The organism is Streptomyces actinomycinicus, assembly GCF_016741775.1.
Lineage (GTDB): Bacteria > Actinomycetota > Actinomycetes > Streptomycetales > Streptomycetaceae > Streptomyces > Streptomyces actinomycinicus.
Genome location: NZ_JAERRK010000014.1, coordinates 168,548 through 189,866, shown reverse-complemented (window position 1 = coordinate 189,866; position 21,319 = coordinate 168,548). Strand labels below are relative to the sequence as shown.

Sequence of the window (21,319 nt, the reverse complement as noted above, 5' to 3'; positions counted from 1 at the left end):
CCCTTGGCGCTCGGCTCCAGGATGGCGACGCACTCCATGTGATGCGTCATCGGAAACATGTCGCCAGTGGAGCAAGCGGGAAACGAGCAGGTCAGTGGCCGTTTCGCACCCCTGCGCAAGTGCTCGCAATGCCTCGGAGCGTCAAACGAGCGTCACGGGTTTTCCCTCCCCCTTCCTTGGACCGTCAGGAGGGAAGGCCCCGATGCAGGGTCCCTGTGGTGGGTCACCGAGAAACAGGGACGGGCCGAGGTCGGGGGTCACAGGGAGGAGCTGACCCGTGGTCCGGTGGCCGCCCAGTACGGCGGGCCGGCCCCACGCGGGGGCCTGGGCACCGTAGACGGTCTGCTCCAGGATCGTCCGGCCCCGCGTCGCACGGTCAGTTGTGTGGACGAGTGGCCCGGCGGTTGGGCGGAGCGTCCGAGGAGCTGTCTTCGCACAGGAGCACATGGGACCTTCTGTCGAGTTCGACAGCCGTTCGTCGGCCGGGCCATTCCGGGGTGCGAACCGGACATCACCGCCGGAGGGCCCGGTCGATGCGTTCGGCGACGCCGCTCAGGTTGCCCGCAGCCATGAACTCCATGAGCCCGAGCTCGCAGCCGAAGGTCTGCTGGAGGTGAACCTTGAGTTCGGCCGCCATGAGTGAGTCGAGTCCGAGGTCGGCGAGTCCGGCGGAGCAGTTCACGCGGTCGGGCGTGGTGTGGAGTGTTGCGGCCGTCATTTCCCGCAGTGCCTCCGCGATCAGAGCGTGCCTCGCTGCGTCGTCGTCCGCCGCCGTGAGTCGGTGGCGCAGATCGGCGGAGGCTTCGGGAGCGGGCGCACCGGCGATGCGCCGTAGCCGAGTGCTGAAGCGGGGGCGGGTCAGTGAGGGGAGGATGCTTGCAAGGCGCTCCCACTCCATGACGCCGATCACGACGGCCGCCTCGCTTTCGCGGCCGAGGTGCCGGTCGAGTGCCGCCATCGCGGTCCGGGGGCTGATCAGTCCAATGCCGGAACGGGCGATGGTGTCATCAAGCAGAGTACGGGCGACGTAGCCGGTGTCACTGATCCCGCCCCAACCCAGGGCCAGCCCGGGGAGTCCCTGCTCTCGCCGGGCACGCATCAGGCTTTCGAGATGCAGGTTGGCGCCGGCGTAGGGCGCCTGGTGCATGTTTCCGATCAGAGCCGTGACAGAGGAGTAGACGACGAAGAAGTCCAGCGCACTGTGCCGGCTGAGTTCGTCCAGGACCTCCGCGCCCCGCACCTTGGGCGCCAGCACGTCACGCACCCGGGAGGTGTCGAGTTCGTCCAGTGGGGCGTCGTCCAGCTGCATGGCGGCGTGCACGACGCCGCGCACCGGCCGCCCCTTCCGCTCGGCCTGGTCGAACACGGCTGCGACGGCCGCGCCGTCGGTGATGTCGGCCGCGTACGCGGTGACATCCACACCCTGCTCCCGTAGTTCATCCAGCAGCAGGACCGCTTCGGGAGAGGCGGCACCGCGCCGTCCGATGAGTGCCAGGGACCGGGCACCGCGCGAGGCGAGATGGCGGGCGGTGGCGGCGCCCAGGCCGCTCAGCCCGCCGCTGATCACGTAGGTCGCCGCCGGCTGGAGTCCCGGTCCGTCGTCGGGACGGGTGACCACGATCGGCTCCGTGTCCGGGAAGGTGAGGACGGCCTTTCCCAGATGCCGGGAGTGGCGCAGGGCGGACAGGGCGTCGGCGACGCGGCCGGCAGGGTAGGTCTGTTGAGGCAGCGGCCGGTAGACGCCGTCCGTGATGCGTGCGGACGACGGCGGACACGGGGCCCACGGCAGAGCCCGAGGCGGCCGCAACAGCTCCCTGCACCGCGACCCCGCCCGGCCCCGCACCCGCCACGGCCGCCCCAACCACGGCAGTTCACGGCCGAAGGGGGCTGCTGATGCCCCCGCCCTCGACCACCGTCCCCGCGCGGAGGCAGCACCGTCGCTGGATCTGCTCACGGTGCCCCAGGTGATGGCCCGCCTCCAGCTCGGCCGCTCCGCCGTCTACGACCTGCTCCGCACCCGCCAGCTCGCCTCGGATCACCCTCGGCCGCGCCCGCCGCATCCCCGCCCACGCGCTCACCGACTTCATTCGTGCCCGCCTCGAAGAGGAAGCCGCCGCCTGATGACCACGCCGCGTCCCACCTCATCCCGCCGCACCCGCTCCCGCGCCAACGGCGACGGAACCGTCTACCAGCGGAAGGATGGCCGCTGGGAAGCCGCCGGATACGTCCTCGCCCCCGGCAACACCCGCCGCCGCGTCCACGTCTACGGCACCACCCGCGAGAAGATCGCCGCCAGCAACCGCGGCCTTCCTGTGCCCTCCGCGCAGGGCAGCGTGGCCGCCTACCTGACGTACTGGCTGGAGAACGTCGCCGTCCACCCCCTCCGCGAGAACACCCACGCCCGATACACCGCATGCGTCGACCGGTACCTCATCCCCGGCCTGGGCAAGAAGAAGCTCACCAAGCTCACCGCCATGGACATCCGCACCTGGCTCAACCAGCTCCGCACCACCTGCCAGTGCTGCACCCGCCGCATCGACGCCCGGCGCGAGCAGCCCCGCTGCTGCGCAATCGGCCAGTGCTGCTCCAAGCGGCTCTCGCCGCTGACCCTGACGTACATCCACTCCGTCCTCAAATCCGCCCTGGAGCACGCCGTCCGCGAAGAAGAGATCCCACGCAACGTCGCCCGCAACGTCCGCACCGGCACGCCTCGCCCCCGACGCTTCGAACCCCTCACCGCCGACGAAGCCCGCCAGCTCCTCACCGCCGCGAACGAACACCGATTGCACGCCCTGTTCGGACTCGCCCTCCACACCGGACTCCGCAAGGGCGAACTCCTCGGCCTCCGCTGGGAAGACCTCAACCTCGACGCAGGCACCGCCGCCATCCGCCGCACACTCCAGCGAACCGCCGCAGGCGGGCTCACCACGCTGCCCACCAAGACGCGAGCCTCCGAGCGCCGCATCGCCGTCCCCGCCCGCTGCGTCCAGTCGCTGAAGCTCCACCGTGAGCAGCAGCAGCGCGAGCGGGAGGCCGCGGGCGCCGCGTGGCAGCACAGCGGGCACGTGTTCACCACTGCGCAGGGCGGTGCGATCGACCCGACCAACCTCACCCGCGCCTTCCTCACGCTCCTCCGCAGTGCTGGCCTCCGTCGCATCCGCTTTCACGACCTCCGCCACTCCTCCGCCACCCTGCTCCTGGAACAGGGCGTCGAACTTGTCGTGATCGAGGAACTCCTCGGCCGCGCCCACATCGGCGTCACCGCCACCGTCTACGCCCACGTCCGGTCCGCCTCCAACGCGAAGCCATGACCGCCCTCGGCTACGCTCTCGACCGCCCCTGACCCACGCAGGCAACGGCGGCGAACACCTCCGGTGTCGCCGCCGTTGCCGTCAACTACTGCCGTCAGCGCCGATCAATCCCGACAAAGCCGGCACTCCGAGAAGCCGAAATTCACCGAAGTGAATCTTTCAGCTCGGAGCCAAGGGCGTCACCCCTCTTCAAGCAATTCTCCCCTGATTTCACGATGAATGAACACCTGATCACTGACGCTCGTACACAGCAGCGACTTCAAATCCTGAATGCTCTCAATCGGATTTACCGCCTGCGCTACTGGAGTTGCAATCTTTTCGACGAGACCTACTCGAAGGTCATCCTCTCCGCCCACCTCCGCCGCTTGTCCAGATAGGAGGTCGAGACCTTCGCGAGAAATAGAGGTGAGTGCGTCCACCCTGAACCTGACGAGACATTTCGACTCCGGGAGCCATCCCGCCTTGACATTGACCACTGGAGCGAATCCGACATTCACGTAGCACGACTCGCCCCAGCGGGACTCCTGGACGGCAACCACACAGTAGAGATCGCCAGACACTCTGTACCAGTTTGCCGACTTCTTTCGAAATCCCAGCGGCTTGAATACCTCATTGAGAACCTCCAGGATAATCGAGTTAACCATCAGCCGAACCTCTTATACGTGTCGAGATGCCCAGTCCAGCTCTGACCGGTCATATCCTCCAACTCGGCGACGTACTTCTGCAACTGTCGCCGCCCCGTCGCCTGGCTGCTCTTCGCGTCCGACTTCAACTCACGCACGACACGGTTCTTCCAGTCGACCGCATCAGGCCGGAGCCCGCTCGGAAGCGTGACTTCGAAGTCGTACCCAGCCCCTAGAGCATTCCTGTAGTTCAAGTGCGTCTGGCGCCCACGGGCCGCGTCCACATTCTCACCAGATGTGAACTGCCCCTTCTCGTTACGGGCGACGCCGCAGTTGCTGTTGTGAACGAGTACCGGAGTCTCGCCCGCCAGCACATAGTACGTGTGCTACGCGAAGCCTTCGACCTGCTTTTTCGCAGGTCAAGTGTCCGTTTGCTGGTCCGGTGAAGTGCGTGGGTGTCCGTGGTTGTGCGGGGTTGTTGCCGTCGCTACTGCCGTCAGGCGGTTCAGCCCAGGTACGGCTTCTCGCGCTGTGCCAGGAAGTGCTGGAGCCTGAGCCGTTGGGTGTGGTGCATCGGCAACTGCTCGATCTCTTCCGGCGGCACGAACCGGAGTTCGGTGGACTCGTCGGAGATTGCCAGCCGGCCGCCGGTGATGCGGGCGGTGAAGCAGACGTTGAACTGGCGGCGGACCTCGCCGTCGGTGTAGGCGATGATGTGTTTCGGGTCGGTGTAGGTGCCGACCAGGCCGGTGATCTCGACGTCCAGGCCGGTCTCTTCTTTGACTTCGCGGACGGCCGTGCCGGGCAGGGAGTCGGTGAGGTCCATGCCACCGCCGGGCAGCGCCCACAGGTCGTTGTCGCGGCGGCGCTGGAGGAGAATGCGGCCGTGGTCGTCAGTGACGACGGCGGAGGCGGCGACGACCATGCTGTTCGGCTTGGGGGCGTTCGGGTCGTCGTAGTACTCGGTGCGGGACACGATCAGCCTTCCTCTCGTACGGGCGTCGCCGTCGCCCACACAGCGTCGAAGCTCTCGGCATAGGTATCGAACATGCCGCCTGTCTCATGTCGGCGAAGATGCCACACCGGGGCGGCGTACGCGTTGACGCCCCAGACGTGGGCGTTGACGAGTTGCTGGTCGTCGGCGCGGTAGAGGGAGTTGTAGAGCGTGGTGCCGTGGGTGCGGACCTCGATGCCGGGGCTGCCAGTGAGCGACCTGTAGTGCATGAGCGCGAGGCGACAGCGGGATTCGATGCCGTGGCCGAACCGCTCTTCATGACCGCGGGCTTGGACGTTGTCGCTGTCGGCGTCCCCGATCGCGATGCGGACGGTGCAGCCTTCGGCGGCGCGTTCGGTGAGGAGTTCGTTCAGCCGGGGGTACGCCTCGTGGAGGAAGACGGCCGCGTAGACGAGGATGTCGATCCGCTCCCAGGCCTGGGCCATCAGGTCGGTGAACGTCGAGGCGGGGATGTCGGCCCGCTGCTCGTAGAGCGCGACCAGTTCGGGGCTGATGGCGCGGGCGGGACGGGCTTGGCGGAGCGCCGGCCAGAGTGCGTGCACGTCTTCTCCCAGGGCTCGGGCCGCCTGGAGGGCTGTGGTACGGCGTGGCGTGCGCCCGAGGTTCACCCAGCGCTCGACCGACTTGGGGTCGACCTCGACTTCCTGAGCGAGGGCGGCGTACGTCCAGCCTCCCGCCGACATGACGGCTCGTAGTCTTTCGTTCGGCATGAGTCTCCCCCTTCGTCTCAGGACGGCACTAGGGACGTTCTACATGGCGCGGGACGTCCCGGAGTGGGGTTTGGTGGAGGTTCCTTCGTCCTGGCGACCGGCGTGAGGATCGCTGCCGACCCTGCGGCACCGACAGGCCCAGGGGCACGGATTCACGCCGCTGAGGAGCGTCTACGTGCGAAAGTACGCCACAGCTTATGTTCCCGCCCTGCGACTGGATGCCCGGTCGCGGACCGCCTTGCCGGGGTGGTCACGATGACGGACCGCAATTTTGACGCGGTCCAGTGCACCCCCTCGCCCAGTGTGGGCGCCGTGGCGGTCGACCGACGGAACGGCAAGGTGGGCGTGGTGATGGGGCATGTCGGGCCGTACGTGCAGCTCCGGCCGCCGCGCGGTGGCCGGGAGTGGGACGTGCCGCCCGAGGACGTACGTCCACCGACCCCGTCCGAGGAGCTGAGCGCCAAGGTGGCCGTGGCCAACCGGAGGTGGGGACGGTGACACCTCGCTCGGTCCTCCGTTACGAGAGCTGGACTCTCCAGCCTGACCGCGAGCCGGACGCGGAGCCGGTCCTGTACGCGATGCAGTGTGCCGTGGACGGCGAGACGTCCCCGGCAAGCGAGGACTTCACCGAACCGCAGAACTGGGTGCTGCGGCACTGCGGCCAGAACCCGTCCCACCACACCTACCGGGAGATCATCACCCGGCCCTGGCGGGCTTGGCGGCAGACCTGACCGCCCTGCTCGCCCGGGTACCGCGCTGACCCACCCGATTCCCGTCCCTGCCGGGCGTAACTGATTGAGGCTCCCCCGTCCTCGTCAGCCTCGGCGGGGACGGGCCTTCACGTGCGCGCCGCGCCCATGACCGTGAGGTTCTGGCCTCAGCCCCAGAAAGTCAGCCACGACGGCGGGAGTGCCGCCCGATCACCCGTCACGTGTGTCTCGCTCAACCCCGCACCGGCATCAGCCCAGTTATCTCCATCGTCACGGTCCCAGCCAGGCACCACGGCTGGCGTTCCGGACGACGGCACCGCCGGGATACTCGCGTCGCACGGTACGAGCGGGCCTGACGGCCTCTCGGGTGCCCGGCCGGCCTGCTGCTGAGCGGTCGGACAGCGGGACTTTCGGTTGGCAGTCCGGCCTATGCTCCCGGGCTCTGCGCGCCGAGTGGCCGGTGGGCGTCGCCAGCGGGGCGGTAGACAGGAGCGGGCGGCGGCCACCGGCCGCCGGCGCGCGGCGGCCCGCGTCAGCGGGACGCCCTTGATCAAGTAAAGAAACTCTGAACAGCTCACCACTGGTCGATCTGCCAGACTGTGGATCAGGGGCGCTGCTGTCGACGCTTCCTCGACTCGGCCAATGCCGTCTCCAGCTTCTGGCTCGGCGACACGTCCGATTCGGTGCCGTCGTCGTGGAGGGGTGGCAGGAACAGGCCGCGTCGGCTCTTCTCGCGTTTGACCTTCCGGCGCTCGTTGAAGACTCGCTGGTGCTGCTCGCGGATCGTGACCCATCGCTGATCCAGCTCGGCTTCCCGTGCCAGCAGCTCGTCATCAGTGAGGTCGGCGAACTCTGCGGCAGCCGCACGGGCCTCGCGGGCGATCTCGTCTCGTAGCAGGTAGTTCGTGATCGGTCCGTGGTGCTTCCCTGACTCCGGGGCCTGGCGCACGAAGACACCGCGCCCCTTGACCGCGTACACGAGTCCAGCCTGCTTGAGGTGCCGGTAGGCGTTCTGTGCGGTGGAGTTGGCGACCTTGAACCGCTCCTGGATCTCACGTGCCGGGGGGAGCTGGGAGCCCGGAGGGTAGGTGCCTTCGAGGATCTCTCGGCGGATGATGTCGGCGACCTGGGCGTAGGGCGGTCGGGCGTCTTCGTTGCGGATGACGTCGGCCGGCCAGTCCGATCCTTCAGTGTCGGCGTCCTCGTGGTCGCCATCGGCTCCTTCGCCACTCCCGCCGACGGAGGTGCTGACGTAGCTGCCCCGGCCGAGCTGGGAGTACACCAAGCCTTCCTGCTTGAGCACGCGCAGGGCGTTCTGGACGGTGGAGCTGGAGACCCCGAACCGGTCACGCAGCACGTTGGCCGAGGGCAGGCGCTCGCCGGGACGGAACTCGCCGTTCAGAATTGCGTCCCGCAGGGCCTCGGCGGCCTGGAGATACGGCGGCCGGGAGTCTTCGTCCAAGGGCAGGGTCATGCCCCCCACGGTATCGCCAGGAAGCCGTAGCGCTACAGGCACATCCCCGCGTTCCCCAGCTGACCGCCTTCCAGCCTGATCGAGGACACGACCTAATCGACCTTGCAAGTTGAGCGATCATCTCCCTATGCTCCATGTCGAGCCGATCAAGCGGCTCCATCGAACGAGGATGCGATGGCATGGCCATGACTCGAATCCGTGTTGCCCTGCTGCCGTCGGCGGTGTGCATCGCGGGCACCGACCCTGCGCTGAAGATCAAGGACCAGCAGACCGGGGAGGTCGCCACCGACCGGGAGACCGGCGCGTCGCTGTACACGGTGACCGTGATGCTCATGGAGGACGGCCGGGCCGAGGTACTGAAGATCACGGTCCCTGAGACGGGCCTCGCGGCCGGACTGAAGCCGGGCGCGATGGTCCGGCCGGTGGAGCTGTTCGCCACCCCGTGGGCGCGGATCTTCAACGGGCAGCTCTCCGACGGCGTCGCCTACCGCGCCGCCCGCCTCGAACTGGTCACGGCGGAGGCAGCCCAGTGACCGGCTTCGGCAGCCAGGGGCCGCAGCGTGAGCTGCATGCGCTGCGGCCCCTGCCGGGCACCGAGGGCAAGGCCACGTTCTCCGCGTCCGGTGGAGTGCTCGCCCGGCTCGGCCTGACCCCGGCGGACGCGGCCGGGCTCGACCTGGCCGACGTGCTTCACCTAATGCGCGCGACCGAGGGGGACTGACGTGGAGAACCTGACCGATCACTCGCCGCAGGTGTTGCTGGTCGTGGCCGTGCTGGTCAGTCTGACGCTGCTGCTGGTCGTGGTGCGCTACGCACGCGCCGACCGGGGCACGCGGGTCAGCATGCGGCAGGCCGTGCGGGTGCGCTGGGGCTGGGTGCGCCTGGCGCGGATGGCCGGGCTGACGGTCACCGACAAGACCCCGGGCCTGCTCGCGCAGCTCACCGCCCAGAAGGACAGTCCCGCCCCCGCGCCTCGGGTGCTGACTCCCAGGATCAAGGTCAAGCCGGACCGGTTCGGAGTGATCGTGCGGGCCAGGACGCTGCCGCAGGTGGGGCTGGAGGAGTACCAGAAGGCGGCGCGGTTCCTGGCGGACGCCTGGCGGTGCACGCGGGTCTCGGTCCTGCCGGACGGTCCCGGTCGGGTGGTGATCCGTGGCGTGCGCTCCGACCCTTTGACCACGCCGACCGAGCACCAGCCCACCGGCCTCCCGCCGGAGGATGTCGCGTGCTGGGAACTGGGGGTGGACGAGTACGCCGCACCAGTGTGCGTGTCTCTGGCGAACGTGCCCGGGGTGACGGTGGCCGGCACGCCCGGCGCGGGCAAGACCTCGGGGGTCAACAAGTTCGTCTGTGACCTCGCGCCGTCGGCGGCCGTGCAGTTCGTGGGCTTCGACGGGAAGGTGTCGCGGGCCTCAGAGGGCGACTACGCGGACCTGGTCAAGCGGATGTTCGCGTTCTGCGGTGACGACCTTGACGAAGCGAACGCACTGTTCAAGCGCCTGGTGGCGCTGCGCCGTCGGCGGTCGTCGGTGATCCGTGACGTGCTGGGCGTGAAGAACATGTGGCACGTCGGCCCCTCGCGGCTGTGGCCGCTCACGGTGGTGCTCATCGATGAGGCGCACACGTTCTTCCGCGAGTACAAGGGGAGCGACGCGGAGACGAAACGTTTGGCCGCGCTGACGGCGGAGAACGCCCGGCTGGTGGAGGACCTGGTCAAGAAGGGCCGCAGCGTCGGCATCCTGACCATCCTGATCAGCCAGAAGACCACCGGCGACGCGATTCCGACGTTCATCCGCGACGTGTGCCCGGTGGGGCTGTCATTCGCGCAGAAGACGGTGGAAGCCGCGGTGGCCGCGCTGGGCGACGACATCCGCAACTGGCCGGACGCCAGCCCGGTCACCTTGCAGGACCCCGCCTATGTCGGGGTCGCGGTGATGGCGATGCAGGGCCGCCCCGGCTTCACCCGCATCCGCACCCCGTACGTCTCCGACGCCGACGCTGCCCGTATCGCGGAAGCCACCTCCCACCTGACAGCCGACCCCGCCCTGTGCCTGGACGCCCTCCTCAACGCCACCGGCCACACGAACCCCGACGACGACGGGCCGGACGGTACGTCCGTCTCCCTGGGCAAGTCCTGAACGCCCCCGATCCCGACGCCCTGAGAGGAGGTCCCGCGCATGGCGGAGGAACGGTTCACCCGGCGCACCGTGACCGTTGTCATGGCGGTCATCTCGGCCCTGGCCTTCGTCTTCTCCTTCGGCAACGTCTGGGCGCTCGCCCTGCGGCTCGGCGTTCCCCGTCCGATCGCGCCGCTGATCGCCCCCATGGTGGACCTGTCCGTCGTCGGTCTCCTGGTCGCCCTGCGGTTCCTCGCCCTGCGCGGCGTCCCCGACCACGACCTGAAGGCCGGCACCCGACTGCTGCACCTGTGCGGACTGCTCACCCTCGCCCTCAACACCGCCGAACCCCTGCTCACAGGACGCTACGGACGCGCCTGCCTGGACACCGTCGCCCCGCTCCTGCTGCTCGGCTGGGGACACGTCGGCCCCGCCTTCCTCACCCAGTTCCACACCCTCACCCACCCCACCGAGAACCAGGAAACCACCACCCCCGTCTCCGGACCGTTGCCCGACGAAGCACCCACACCCCCGACGCCCACCCCGGTCACTGCGGTCTCCGCTGACGAGGAACCGCAGACCGCTCCAGCTCCGACCTCCGCTCCGTCCGTCGTCGCCAAGACAGCTCGGCCCGCTTCCAGCCCGGCCCTGCCTGTCGCCCTGCTGGAAGCGGCTCGGCGCATCGCGGACACCCACCGCACCCAACACAACGTGCCCATCACCGCCGCCCAGTTGGGCCAGCGCATGGGTGTCGCGCTGCCGGTCGCCACCGCTGCCCTCGCTCAACTCTGAGCCCCGGCCCCACCACCCGCACCACCGCTCTCTGGCCCTCGCCCGCCCCGGGCCCGGTTCGTCATGCCCCGAGCAGCATCAACACGCCCTTCCCCCTGGCTGGTTGCTACTCGGGGCCGCCCACCCGACAGAAGGGACACGCCCCCAATGGTCACCCTGGACCTGCGCCACGTGGCAAGCCCCGCCGTGCGGGACCTGCTCCACCTGGTCAACCACCCCGACTTCGACCGCGCACAGCAGCAGATCGAACGCCTAGGAGGCTGCACCGAACCCGTCCGCCTCACCGGCCGCACCACCACCGTCGACACCACGACCGGTCAAGTCCTGCGCCCCTACACCACCGACACCGAGTCCACGGGCAGCCTGCTGACCGCGTGCGGCAACCGCCGCGCCTCCCGCTGCCCGGCCTGCTCCAGCCTCTACGCCGCCGACACCTACCACCTCATCCGCGCCGGCCTGACCGGCGGCAAGAACGTCCCCGACACCGTCCGCACCCACCCCCGCGTCTTCGCCACCCTCACTGCACCTTCCTTCGGCCCCGTCCACAACCGCCCCGCCACCCTGGGCGGCGGCATCCGGCCCTGCCGCTGCCGCAAGCTCCACGAACCCACAGACCCCCTGCTGGGTACGCCGCTGAACCCGGCGACGTACGACTACGCGGGCGCGGTCCTGTTCAATGCCCACGCCGGAGCCCTGTGGGCCCGCTTCACCACCTACCTGCGCCGCGAACTCGCCGCCCGGCTCGGCCTCACCCAGAAGGCCGCCCGCGCCGTCCTGCGGGTCTCCTTCGCCAAGGTCGCCGAGTACCAGAAACGCGGCCTGGTCCACTTCCACGCCGTCATCCGACTCGACGGCCCCGACGGCAACAACCAACCCCCACCCTCGAACGCCACCGTCGCCGTGCTCACCGACGCCATCAAGGCCGCCGCACCCCGCGCTCGCATCTCCGTCGTCTCCGACGCGGTCGGGGAACGTGAACTCGGCTGGGGCCAGCAGCTCGACGTACGTGAGATCGCCGCTTTCGGCACCGACGCCGAACTGACCGATCAGGCCGTGGCCGCGTACGTGGCGAAGTACGCCACCAAGTCCGCCGACGCCTCCGGCACCCTCGACCGCTCCCTGTGCTGCCGCCCCTGCCAGGGACGCGGAGCCACCCTCCTGCCCCACGGAACCCCACTCCCCTGCACCACATGCGACGGCACCGGACAGGCCCGGTCCCTGCCCAGCCTCGCCGTCGCCCAGCACGTGCGGCAGATGATCCGCACCTGCTGGGAACTGGGCCGCCTGCCGGAGTTCGCCCACCTCAAGCTCTGGAAGTGGGCACACATGCTCGGCTTCCGGGGCCACTTCTCCACCAAGTCCCGCTCCTACTCGACCACCCTGGACGCGCTGCGCGACGCCCGCCGCTCCTGGCGTGCCGAACAGGCCCGCACCCACGCTGGCCTGCCCGAACCCGACCCGGACACCACGCTCGTCATCGGCCACTGGGACTACCTCGGCACCGGCTACAGCCCCGGCGCCGCGCTCCTCGCCGCCCACGTCTGGCACCGCAGGGAACTGGAACGGCAGTTCGTAGCCGAAGGGGGCTGCTGATGGCCTCGCCCCAGACCACCATCCCCTGTGCGGAGGTGGCACCGGCGCTGGATCTGCTCACGGTGCCCCAGGTGATGGCCCGCCTCCAGCTCGGCCGCTCCGCCGTCTACGACCTGCTCCGCACCCGCCAGCTCGCCTCGGATCACCCTCGGCCGCGCCCGCCGCATCCCCGCCCACGCCCTGACCGACTTCATCCGCACCCGCCTCGAACAGGACGCCGCCTGATGACCATGCCCCGCCCTACTCCGTCCCGCCGCTCCCGTACCCGCGCCAACGGCGACGGGACCGTCTACCAGCGCAAGGACGGACGCTGGGAGGCCGCCGGATACGTCCTCGCCCCCGGCAACACCCGTCGCCGCGTCCGTGTCTACGGCACCACCCGCAAAGCCGCTCTGGCCAAGCTCACCGAGAAGATCGCCGCCAGCAACCGCGGCCTCCCCATCGCTGCGGCCGACAGCACCGTCGGCGACTACCTCACGTACTGGTTGAATAACGTCGCCGTACACCAGCTCCGCGAGAACACGCACACCCGCTACGCGGCCTGCGTCCGCCTTCACCTCATCCCTGGGCTCGGCAAGAAGAAGCTCGCGCGGCTCACCGCACGCGACGTACGTGCCTTCCTCGACGGGCTCCGCACCACCTGCCAGTGCTGCACACAGGAACGGGACGCGGCCCGGCGGTCGTGCTGCGCCGTCGGTCAGTGCTGCGGCAAGACGCTGTCGCCGCTGACGGTGACCTACGTTCACTCGGTCCTCAAGTCGGCCTTGGAGCACGCCGTCCGCGAGGACGAACTGCCGCGCAACGTGGCCCGGAACGTAAAGACCACCGCGCCCCGCCCGAGACGTTTCCAGCCTCTTACGGCGGCCGAGGCCCGGCAGTTCCTCCAGGCCGCCAGCGGTGACCGGCTGCACGCGCTGTACGAACTCGCCCTGCGCACCGGACTCCGCAAGGGCGAACTCCTCGGCCTGCGCTGGGAAGACCTCGACCTCGACGGCGGCACGGCCAGCATCCACCGCTCCCTCCAGCGCACGCCCACCGGCGGCCTGACCACCCTGCACACCAAGACCCGTGCCTCCGAACGCCGCATCGCCCTCCCGACCGAGTGCATCCACTCCCTCAAGAGCCACCGGGAACGCCAGCAGGAAGAACGCCAGGACGCCGGAACCAACTGGACGGACAGCGGGCTGGTCTTCCCCACCGCTACGGGCACCGCCCTCGACCCCACCAACCTGACCCGCCGCTTCGGCCGACTCCTCAGCCGGGCAGGGCTCCGCAGCATCCGCTTTCACGATCTCCGGCACTCGACTGCGACCCTGCTCCTGGGTAGGGCGTCGACCTCGTCGTGATCAAGGAACTCCTCGGCCACGCACACATCGGCGTCACCGCCGGCGTCTACGCCCACGTCCGACTCCGCCTCCAGCGCCAAGCCATCGACGCCCTGGGCCATGCACTCGGCGGCCAGGACGACGACCCTGACAACCCACCCGCCGCAGCGGTCGTCCGCTGACGTTGCCGTCAGCGTTGCCGTCAAGAACCGCAGGAGCCTCGCCAGAAAACTCTGGCGAGGCTTCTCGCTATTCACCTGACTTTCGGCTTCAGTCAGATTCCCGCCAGCGTGTTACGGCTCGCTGACACAGGGCGAAAGCAAATGACCCGAAATCATCCCCGAGCCTCTCCATGCTCTCACGGTCCACAACGCCGGGATTCCAAACGAGGACGGGGTACTCACCTTCCTTATCCACGAGAGACGAATCGAGGACAACCAGGCCACCCATTCCATCGAACATCACAGCGATCAGATCGGATGGCATCCCATACTGATTGCGTGCATCCAGAGTTTCCGCAACGGAACCCAACAGTTTCAGCCCCATTGCGGGTGTCTGATACACGCCGAGGAATTCCTCACCAGCGATATCCCAGGTCCCGAATTCTTCGATCAGGCGACGGTACGAGGGAGGGAAGGCCACACCCAGATCACTCTCGGCGGCTGCCATCATCCCTGCGTCACAGCCGTCAGCGTGGTTCGCGATGTCATCGTTCCCGCGAACCAGCTCGATCAGTCGCTCACTCGCCTCGACAGCGTTCATCATCCACCAAATCCTGCCGCTCGGTCCTTCCAGTACTGGGATTTCCAGGCGTTGAAGGCATCTCGATCGATTCCACTGGGGATCTTGGTGCCCGCCTTCCAGTGCAGCTGATTGTAGTTCCCGAAGTGCATCGAGTGTGTCACCTCGGCAATCGGCCCGTCCTGCGTCTGGAGCATGTGATGGAGGTTCATCGGCTTGCCGTCCGGGCCCATCGGGGCGAGGCCCTGCTTCATTCTCTTGAGATTGCTTCGACCGTACTTGTCCGCAGGTGAAACAAAGCTCGGATTCACCAGGTCATCCCGCTGATAAATTCGCTGACCGTTGTAGTCGGTCCGCGACCAGAATTGGCAGTTTGAATTGTGAACCAGGACCGGAGTCTCGCCCGCCAGCACATAGTACGTGTGAAGGTCGCCGACGGTGAGGTTGTACATGTCCGCGGAGCCGGCGCGCACCTTCACGGCGGTGATCCGTACGTGCTTGTCGGAAGCGGTGTTGAGCATGTGACCGGGCTTGAGCTTGCCGGCCTGTACCCAGGTGTGGGTGGTGTCGTCCCAGAAGGGGTGAAGTGAGGTGGTGCGGAGCGTCCGGGTCTTCCCGGCGAGGTCCTGCACCTGCACGTCGATCAAGTCGTCGTCATGATTGACGAACGCGGCGGCGACCTTGCGTGAGCCCTTGTGCTTTCCGCTTTCGGGGTCTCCGCTCTCGACACGGTCGCCCGGCTTCACCTTGTTGATGGGCTTGGATTTGCCGTCTGTGAGAAGGACGAGGGTGTCGGGGTCGAAACTGCACGGGCCGCCTTCAGCCGACGCGCCTCGCCGGGCCCCCCGGCCTGCCACCCGGCCGGCTTGACCGTTACCTCCGACCAGGCCTGCGTTCACTCCAGCAGCCATCAAGTCGGTCGGGTTGAACCAGTCTTTCCCGCAATCCCAATCTGAATCACAGGAGTACATTTTCGCCTTGACTCGCGTGTATTCGGCGAGACCGTCTCCCACCATGCAGTCGTAGTCGTCGCCACACTCATAGGCGACCCGGTGGTTGAATCTTTTCGCGACTTCTTCGAGATGAGGGTTGTCGGCGGGGAAGTAGACGCCCGGGTAGAGCTTGACGTGCCACTCATTGTGGATCTTCACCATGTTGTTTGAGTCGCCATTGGCCGCAGCCGGCAGCGAATCTGTGTATCCCGCCCCGCTGTACCTGGGACCGCCTACTCCGCCCGCTCCCCGTGGCGCCTTGGTGATAGTTCCGCTGTCACCGCCCACCACATTCCCCCGTGGCACGCCGATGCCGCACTGGTCGGGATGGCAGAGGCCGGTGGGGTCGCTCAGGGTGGCGGGGTTGTTGTTGGCGTAGGCGTAGGCGTTCAGGCTTTGCGGGTCGGCCGGGGCCATGAGCGGGTCGACGCTGATGAATCGGCCGGTCGTCTGGTCGTATTCGCGGGCGCCCAGGTGGGTGAGGCCGGTGTCTTTCGTGTCGTCGGTGCCTCCGACGAAGCCCTTGGTACCGGGCCAGGCAGTCGGCTTGGTTCCCCGGTTGCCGCCGAACGGCAGGGTGCGGCGCTGGGTGAGTTTCTGAGTGTCCGCTGCGACGGCGAGTTGGGCGGTGCCGTGGTGGTCGGCGAGCGTAAAGGAGATGGTGCCGTCGTTCTGCTGGACGGCCTGGTTGCCACCGCCCAGGTCGAAGTAGCGCGTGACCTTGGTGGTCGTGCTGCCCTTGGGCAGGGTGAGCTCGGTCGCGCCGAGGTAGAGGGTGGTTTCGGTGGGTGTGCGGGCTATGAGCCGGTTGCCGTCCGGGTCGTACAGGTACTCGGTTGTCTTGCCGGCGGCGGTCACCTTGGCGAGGTGGCCCTCCGGGTCCCAGGTGAGGTTCTGGCTGTCCCCGTTGAGGGTGTGGGTGGCGGTGTTGCCGGCTTCGTCGTACGTGTAGCTGTCCTGAACCGTCCTGCTGGGATTAGTGGTGGTCACCGAGGACAGGGCGTGCGGCAGGGCCTTGCCGGGATCGGGGTAGGCGTAGGTCCGCTTGGTGTCCTTGGAGGTGTCGCCCGTGAGGTCATGCAGGGTCTCGGTGCGACGGTTGCCGACCAGGTCGTAGGTGTAGGACTGCCAGTAGGGCGCGGGGCCGCCCAGGACGCTGCCGCTGGGGGTGGTGGCGCAGGTGGTGGTGTTCTGGGCCCAGGCTTCAGTCAGGCGACGCAGGTAGTCGTAGGTGAAGCACTGGGTGTCTGTGCCGTCGCGGGAGACGTCCGACACGGATAGGACGTTGCCCGTTTCGTCGTAGTGGTAGGTGTTGCTCTGGTCGACGCCGGCGATGTTCTCGCGGTCCACGCGGGAGGTGGCCAGGCGCTGGGTGCCCCATTCGTAGGTGTTGGTGGCCCAGGTCTTCTTGCCGCCGCTGTTGGACAGTTCGTACTGGAGGGGCTTGCCGGTGAGGCTGTAGCTGGTGGTCGCCTTGATTCCCTGGCTGCCGTCGAGGACGGTGGGGCGCAGGGTGGCGTCGTCGTAGGTGTAGGCGACGGTTGCCGCGGGCAGTGCGCCGGCCTTGGGGTAGCCGATGCCGGCTGTGAGCCCCGATGTCTTGTATGACGTTGTCGAGAGGTAGGTGCCGGCCAGTTCCTTTTCTGCGGCCGGGATGGTGATCGAGGTGCGTAGCGGCCGGTAGAGGTTGTCGTAGGCGACGATCTTGCTGGTGTAGGCGTTGGTGCCGTCGTATCGAGTGGCTTCGGCGAGCTGGCCCTTGGCGTTGGTGACGGTGTCGTACACCCACTTGGCGCGCAGGGTGCCGGTGGGGGACTTCTCTCTTACCTCGGTCTTGCGGCCGAGGTTGTCGTAGCCGTACCACAGGCTCGGCGTGTCCGGGCGGTTGTCGTCGGGGGCGTCCGGGCGGGCGTCGTCGGTGGTGGTCAGCTGGCCGCGGTCGTCGTAGGTGCTGAGGGTGGTGCCCTTGTCGGGGTCGGTCGTTTTGATCTGGCGGCCGAGCAGGTCGTAGGTGTACGTCCAGTTGTTGCCGGCGGGGTCGGTGACCTTCTTCAGTTCGCCGCGGGGTGTGTAGTCGTAGGTGGTGGTGTCGTAGGCGGCGTCGATGTTGTGGGCGTGGAGCTGGCGCAGTGCCGTGGTGTGGCCTCGCGCGTCGATGAGGGTGGTGGTGGCGGTGCCGCCCTCGGGCGGGATCACGGTGGTGCGGTCACCGTTGTAGATGGTCCTGGTCGTGGACAGCACGGTTCCGCCGTCGCCGTTGCCGGCGATCTGTTTGGCTTCGGTCTGCCGGCCGAGGCCGTCGTAGGTGTAGCGGTTCTGGGTCTCGACGTCGAGGGCGTCTTCCGGTTTGGCCAGGACGGTTGTCGGCGGCTTGGCCGAGTAGTACGTCGCGAATTCCTTCGCGACCTGGCCGCGTTCGTCGTAGAAGGTGTCGGCCAGGAGGCTGCCGCCGTTCGGGCCGGGGTCCTGGGTCTGGCGCGGGCGGAGGAAGCCGTCGTAGAGGGCGTAGGAGGTCAGCTGCTCGCCGTTGTTGCCGAGTGTCCTGGTAGCGATCGCGACCGGCTTGCTGTCGCTGGTGGTGTAGGTGAACTCGTAGGTCGGTGTCTGTCCGGTGAGCCGGTCGGCGAGCCACACCTTGGTGGAGCGCCCCAGAGCGTCGTAGGCGAAGTTGGTCACCTTGCCGTTGGTGTCGGTCTGGGTCTTCGGCAGGTTGCGCAGGATGTCGTACGTAACGCTCGTGGTCTGAGCGGTGGTGGCGTCACCTGTCTTGGCCGGCGGTGTGGTGACGCTGACCTTGGTCGCGAAGCCGGTGGTGGGGTCCGGGGCGGTGGTGGTGGTCCGGCCGTCGGAGCGCGTGGTGCGCGTGAGGGTTCCGGCGGCGTTGACCTTGACGTCTGCGGTCAGGTCGGTTTTGGTGCGCTGGCGTCCGTAGTCGTCATAGGAGGTGCCGGACTCCAGGTAGACGGCCGTTGTGCCCTCGTACTGCTTGAGCACCGCGGTGTTCGTCGCATCGCCCTTGCTCGGGGCTGCGTCATAGGCGGCGCCGTCGTAGGCCGTGCGTACGTCGGAGATCACGTCGTCCGGTCGGCTGACCGTGTCGGAGCAGGACTTGGCCACCGTCTCGACGCGGGCGGGGAGGGTGAGGATGTTGGCCGTGGCGTTGGTGGCGTACGTCGTGCGGGTGCAGGTGTTGTCGTCCTTGGTGCTGCTGTCACCGAAGTCGTCCACCTGGGTGGCGCGCCCGGCGACGGTGTCGTAGGTCGTGGCCGTGGACGTGGTGCGCCAGGAAGTGCCGGCGCCGTTGTCCAGGGAGGTCCAGGTCTTGGAGCTGGAGGTGCCGATGAAGTTAGCGGTGACGGTCCCCCAGTCCCTTACCTTCTTGGCCGTCTCGTGGTACCAGGGCCTGCTCACGGTCTTGGCGAGGGTCTTGCCGCCGGGGCCGGAGTAGGTGACCGTCCTGTACGTGAAACCGGCCGCCGATTGCTCGTCGGTGATCGGGTCGCCTTCGCCGTCGTCGAGTGTGACGGTGACGGTCTTGGTGCCGCCGCTGGTGTCTTTCCTGTCGCCGTCCATGCCGCGCAGGAAGTAGCTGTCCTGCTGGCTCTTCATCGCTGAGGCGTCGCCCTGGCCGCCGGTGCGTACCCGGACATGTCCGTAGCCGCGCCACTGGGACCAGGTCTTGGACTTCCCCTTGGTCAGGCCGTCGTCATCGTCGTAGTGCCAGGCGGCGCCGTCGAGGTAGTCGTAGCTAGTGACCTGGTCCGGCGCACCACCTGTGCGGTCGGTGGCGGTGACGGAAGTGACAACGTATTTGTTGAACCACTTCCGCTCAGGGTCGTCGGTCGAGCTGCCGCCGATGTACTGGGGGAAGCAGCGGGTGGTGTTGGTCTCGGGCGTGGGCAGTGCGTCCCAGTCGCAGGCGGGTACCGAGTAGTTGACGTCGATCTGGCCGCCGAACTCGTCGGCGACGGCGGACAGGCGCTCCTTGACGAATGGGGGGTAGCCGTCGCCGGTCTTGTCCAGCCGGTTGGCCAGCTGGGTGTAGGCGAAGGTGGTCTTGGGCAGGGTGATCGCCGGATCGGCGCTGCGCCCGGTGTGCTGAACGGAGTCGAGCAGCAGTTGGTAGTCGGTGTCGGACATCCCCCAGCGGTGGGCCATCTTCCAGGAGTCGACGTCGTGGTAGGAGCTGCCGTTCCAGATCTGGGTGGTGACTTCGGTGAGACGCTTGCGGGTGAAGAACACCGGCGCGAAGCGGCCCTGGTCGCAATCCTTGCCTGAGTCGCAGTTCAGGTCCCACGGCGTGTCGTACCAGTAGAAGGCGTCGGTGGAGATGTCCGAGCACGTGGTGTGGTCATCGGGCAGACAGCGCTCGCTGCTGGTGAAGTCGACCTTGGCCAGAGCCTTGGTGCCGTACACGGATGAGGACTTCAGCCCGTATTCGATGCGGTCCAGGGTGCCGCCGCGTACATAGCGGGTGTTGTCCTTGGCCTCCAGGTTGCGGCCGTAGGAGTTGGTTTCCTTGTCGTAGTAGTAGGCGATGGCGTTGCCGTGCGCGTCGACCGCATAGTCGAGGTTCCACCGCCATGCCTGCTGGCAGTAGGAGTCGGCGAAGGTGGCGGCGTGGCAGGGCTCGTCGGTGTCGTCGCCGAAGACCGGGACGGTCCAGGTGGAGTCGGTGGTTTCCTTGCCGTCGGCCCAGCCAGGCAGCCGGTTGTAGCCGAAGTAGTACTTGGTGCCGTCCGGTGTGGTGAGCCGCCAGTACTCGTTGTTGTCATCGCCGTTGCTGCGGTCGCTGGAGGTCAGGTGGTCGATCTTCGTGCCGTCGTCGTTCTTGAGCTTCCAGGAGTCCTTGCCGCTGGGGACGAGTTCGCCGCCCTTGCCGTTGAAGGTGATGAAGGCGTTGTCGTAGCCCCAGCACAGGTCGGCGGGCTTACTGCCATCCGCGTGCTTGACGCCGTCGTCGGAGCATGGCTTGTAGCGGCGTTCGATGTAGCCGGACCACAGCTCGAAGCCGTCCCCCGCCCACGACGCCTGGTTGTTGGTGTTGGCTGTACGGCCGTCGACGGATCCGGAGGAGTAGGACAGGCCCACCTTCGGGGCCAATCCGCCGGGAACCTCCGGGGCCGGCATGTCGTAGGACCAGGTGAACTCACCGGTGTTGAGGCTTGTGCTCCACGTTGCTGATGGAGAGAGCGATGTTGCCTTGTAGTCGCTCTGGGTACTTTGCGAACCCGATACGGCTGCGAGCACTGTGGCGGAGCCGGCTTTCAGGCTGACGTCCTGCGCGGTCAGGATCTGTTTCTCGGCGTCATTGACTGCTGCGACCGGCTTGGTGGAGCGGCAAGCGGCCTTGTCCGGTGTGGTGAGTGCGCAGGCGGGCAGCTCGACCAGAGTGAGACGGGAGGCGTAGCCGCCGCCGTAGGCGTCGGCGAAGCCGGAGTAGTCGAGGTGGGCCTGGACACGGCCTGCCTGCCCGGCCTTCCCTCTGCTCTTGGTCTTCAGGGTGAGCAGCAGGCCGTCGATGCCTGCTTTCTGCGCCGTTTTGTGGCTGAGCAGGCGGGCCTCGATGTCCCCGCGGAAGGGGTTCTTCCGCGCCGCGCCCTGGGTGTCGAGTGTCAGCGGCAGACCCTTGGCAGGGACGGATGCCGTGGGACTCTTTGCGTCGGCTGAGAGAATGTGCAGCACCGTGGTTGCTGCCTTGGGCCAAGCGGCATCGGGCACTGCCTTCGGGGTCCGCGGCCCCTTCATCAAAGTGCGAGGTTTGACCTTGCCTGTGGTGGTGGCGACCGGTCGCTCGGAATCGGGCAGAGCGGGCCGCCCCTTGCCGTTGTCCGCAGCGAGAGCCGACTGCGTCACTCCCTGCAGGAGCGTGCCGACCATGACCGTGGCCGAGGCCAGTGCGAGGCGCCGCCGGAG

Annotated in this window: 15 protein-coding genes and 4 pseudogenes; 11 read left to right on the top strand and 8 right to left on the bottom strand. The window is 67.8% G+C overall.

All coding sequences use genetic code 11. The features are described 5' to 3' along the window. Positions 1 to 511: 511 nt before the first annotated feature. Positions 512 to 1,807 carry a beta-ketoacyl reductase gene (locus JK359_RS25180; RefSeq protein ID WP_236678383.1) on the bottom strand — a complete coding sequence of 432 codons (1,296 nt, stop codon included), beginning with the start codon at positions 1,805 to 1,807 and terminating at the stop codon, positions 512 to 514. A gap of 160 nt (positions 1,808 to 1,967) precedes the next feature. Between JK359_RS25180 and JK359_RS39325 the strand changes: the two are divergent. After that, a pseudogene (locus JK359_RS39325) lies at positions 1,968 to 2,121 on the top strand (helix-turn-helix domain-containing protein). After that, positions 2,121 to 3,343, top strand: a pseudogene (locus JK359_RS25175) (tyrosine-type recombinase/integrase). The pseudogenes JK359_RS39325 and JK359_RS25175 overlap by 1 nt, the downstream one beginning before the upstream one ends. Before the next feature lie 147 nt (positions 3,344 to 3,490). On the opposite strand, the gene JK359_RS25170 reads toward JK359_RS25175, so the two are convergent. The 4 genes from JK359_RS25170 to JK359_RS25155 form a co-directional block, all read right to left on the bottom strand. Beyond that, a complete protein-coding gene (locus JK359_RS25170) occupies positions 3,491 to 3,955 on the bottom strand; it encodes a DUF4304 domain-containing protein (protein WP_201839989.1) in 465 nt (154 codons plus the stop codon). Then, complete coding sequence (locus tag JK359_RS25165; RefSeq protein WP_201839986.1) at positions 3,955 to 4,308, bottom strand: hypothetical protein; 354 nt, start codon at positions 4,306 to 4,308, stop codon at positions 3,955 to 3,957. The genes JK359_RS25170 and JK359_RS25165 overlap by 1 nt, the downstream gene beginning before the upstream one ends. Before the next feature lie 131 nt (positions 4,309 to 4,439). Further along, positions 4,440 to 4,910, bottom strand: a complete 471-nt coding sequence (locus tag JK359_RS25160; RefSeq protein ID WP_201839983.1) for an NUDIX domain-containing protein — start codon at positions 4,908 to 4,910, stop codon at positions 4,440 to 4,442. 2 nt (positions 4,911 to 4,912) lie between these two features. After that, entirely contained in the window at positions 4,913 to 5,659 is a 747-nt protein-coding gene (locus JK359_RS25155) for a helix-turn-helix transcriptional regulator (protein WP_201839980.1), read from the bottom strand. A gap of 255 nt (positions 5,660 to 5,914) precedes the next feature. Here JK359_RS25155 and JK359_RS25150 point away from each other — a divergent pair, with 255 nt between their 5' ends. Together JK359_RS25150 and JK359_RS25145 are read left to right on the top strand one after the other, a co-directional pair. After that, positions 5,915 to 6,157 (top strand): hypothetical protein, encoded by a 243-nt coding sequence (locus JK359_RS25150; RefSeq protein ID WP_201839978.1) that lies wholly within the window; start codon positions 5,915 to 5,917, stop codon positions 6,155 to 6,157. After that, on the top strand, positions 6,145 to 6,390 hold the full coding sequence (locus tag JK359_RS25145) for a DUF7848 domain-containing protein (protein WP_201839975.1): 246 nt from the start codon (positions 6,145 to 6,147) through the stop codon (positions 6,388 to 6,390). The genes JK359_RS25150 and JK359_RS25145 overlap by 13 nt, the downstream gene beginning before the upstream one ends. A 583-nt stretch (positions 6,391 to 6,973) precedes the next feature. Here the strand turns inward: JK359_RS25145 and JK359_RS25140 are convergent. Further along, complete coding sequence (locus tag JK359_RS25140) at positions 6,974 to 7,843, bottom strand: winged helix-turn-helix domain-containing protein (RefSeq protein WP_201839972.1); 870 nt, start codon at positions 7,841 to 7,843, stop codon at positions 6,974 to 6,976. Between the two features lie 179 nt (positions 7,844 to 8,022). Here JK359_RS25140 and JK359_RS25135 point away from each other — a divergent pair, with 179 nt between their 5' ends. The 7 genes and pseudogenes from JK359_RS25135 to JK359_RS25110 all read left to right on the top strand — a co-directional run bounded on the left by JK359_RS25135 (position 8,023) and on the right by JK359_RS25110 (position 13,852). Further along, positions 8,023 to 8,376: an SCO3933 family regulatory protein gene (locus tag JK359_RS25135; RefSeq protein WP_201839970.1), complete on the top strand. Its 354-nt coding sequence runs from the start codon at positions 8,023 to 8,025 to the stop codon at positions 8,374 to 8,376. Further along, complete coding sequence (locus JK359_RS25130; RefSeq protein WP_201839967.1) at positions 8,373 to 8,564, top strand: hypothetical protein; 192 nt, start codon at positions 8,373 to 8,375, stop codon at positions 8,562 to 8,564. Before JK359_RS25135 ends, JK359_RS25130 begins: the two co-directional genes overlap by 4 nt. 1 nt (position 8,565) lies before the next feature. Next, positions 8,566 to 9,981 (top strand): FtsK/SpoIIIE domain-containing protein, encoded by a 1,416-nt coding sequence (locus JK359_RS25125; RefSeq protein ID WP_201839964.1) that lies wholly within the window; start codon positions 8,566 to 8,568, stop codon positions 9,979 to 9,981. 39 nt (positions 9,982 to 10,020) lie between these two features. Further along, positions 10,021 to 10,752 (top strand): DUF2637 domain-containing protein, encoded by a 732-nt coding sequence (locus JK359_RS25120; protein ID WP_201839961.1) that lies wholly within the window; start codon positions 10,021 to 10,023, stop codon positions 10,750 to 10,752. Between the two features lie 147 nt (positions 10,753 to 10,899). Further along, complete coding sequence (locus tag JK359_RS25115; protein WP_201839958.1) at positions 10,900 to 12,345, top strand: replication initiator; 1,446 nt, start codon at positions 10,900 to 10,902, stop codon at positions 12,343 to 12,345. Then, positions 12,345 to 12,570 (top strand): annotated as a pseudogene (locus tag JK359_RS39320) (helix-turn-helix domain-containing protein). Before JK359_RS25115 ends, JK359_RS39320 begins: the two are co-directional and overlap by 1 nt. After that, a pseudogene (locus JK359_RS25110) lies at positions 12,570 to 13,852 on the top strand (tyrosine-type recombinase/integrase). Before JK359_RS39320 ends, JK359_RS25110 begins: the two co-directional pseudogenes overlap by 1 nt. 88 nt (positions 13,853 to 13,940) lie before the next feature. Here the strand turns inward: JK359_RS25110 and JK359_RS25105 are convergent. Together JK359_RS25105 and JK359_RS25100 are read right to left on the bottom strand one after the other, a co-directional pair. After that, positions 13,941 to 14,435 carry an SMI1/KNR4 family protein gene (locus tag JK359_RS25105; RefSeq protein WP_201839955.1) on the bottom strand — a complete coding sequence of 165 codons (495 nt, stop codon included), beginning with the start codon at positions 14,433 to 14,435 and terminating at the stop codon, positions 13,941 to 13,943. Continuing rightward, positions 14,432 to 21,283 carry an HNH/ENDO VII family nuclease gene (locus JK359_RS25100; protein WP_236678412.1) on the bottom strand — a complete coding sequence of 2,284 codons (6,852 nt, stop codon included), beginning with the start codon at positions 21,281 to 21,283 and terminating at the stop codon, positions 14,432 to 14,434. Before JK359_RS25100 ends, JK359_RS25105 begins: the two co-directional genes overlap by 4 nt. Between the last annotated feature and the right edge of the window lie 36 nt (positions 21,284 to 21,319).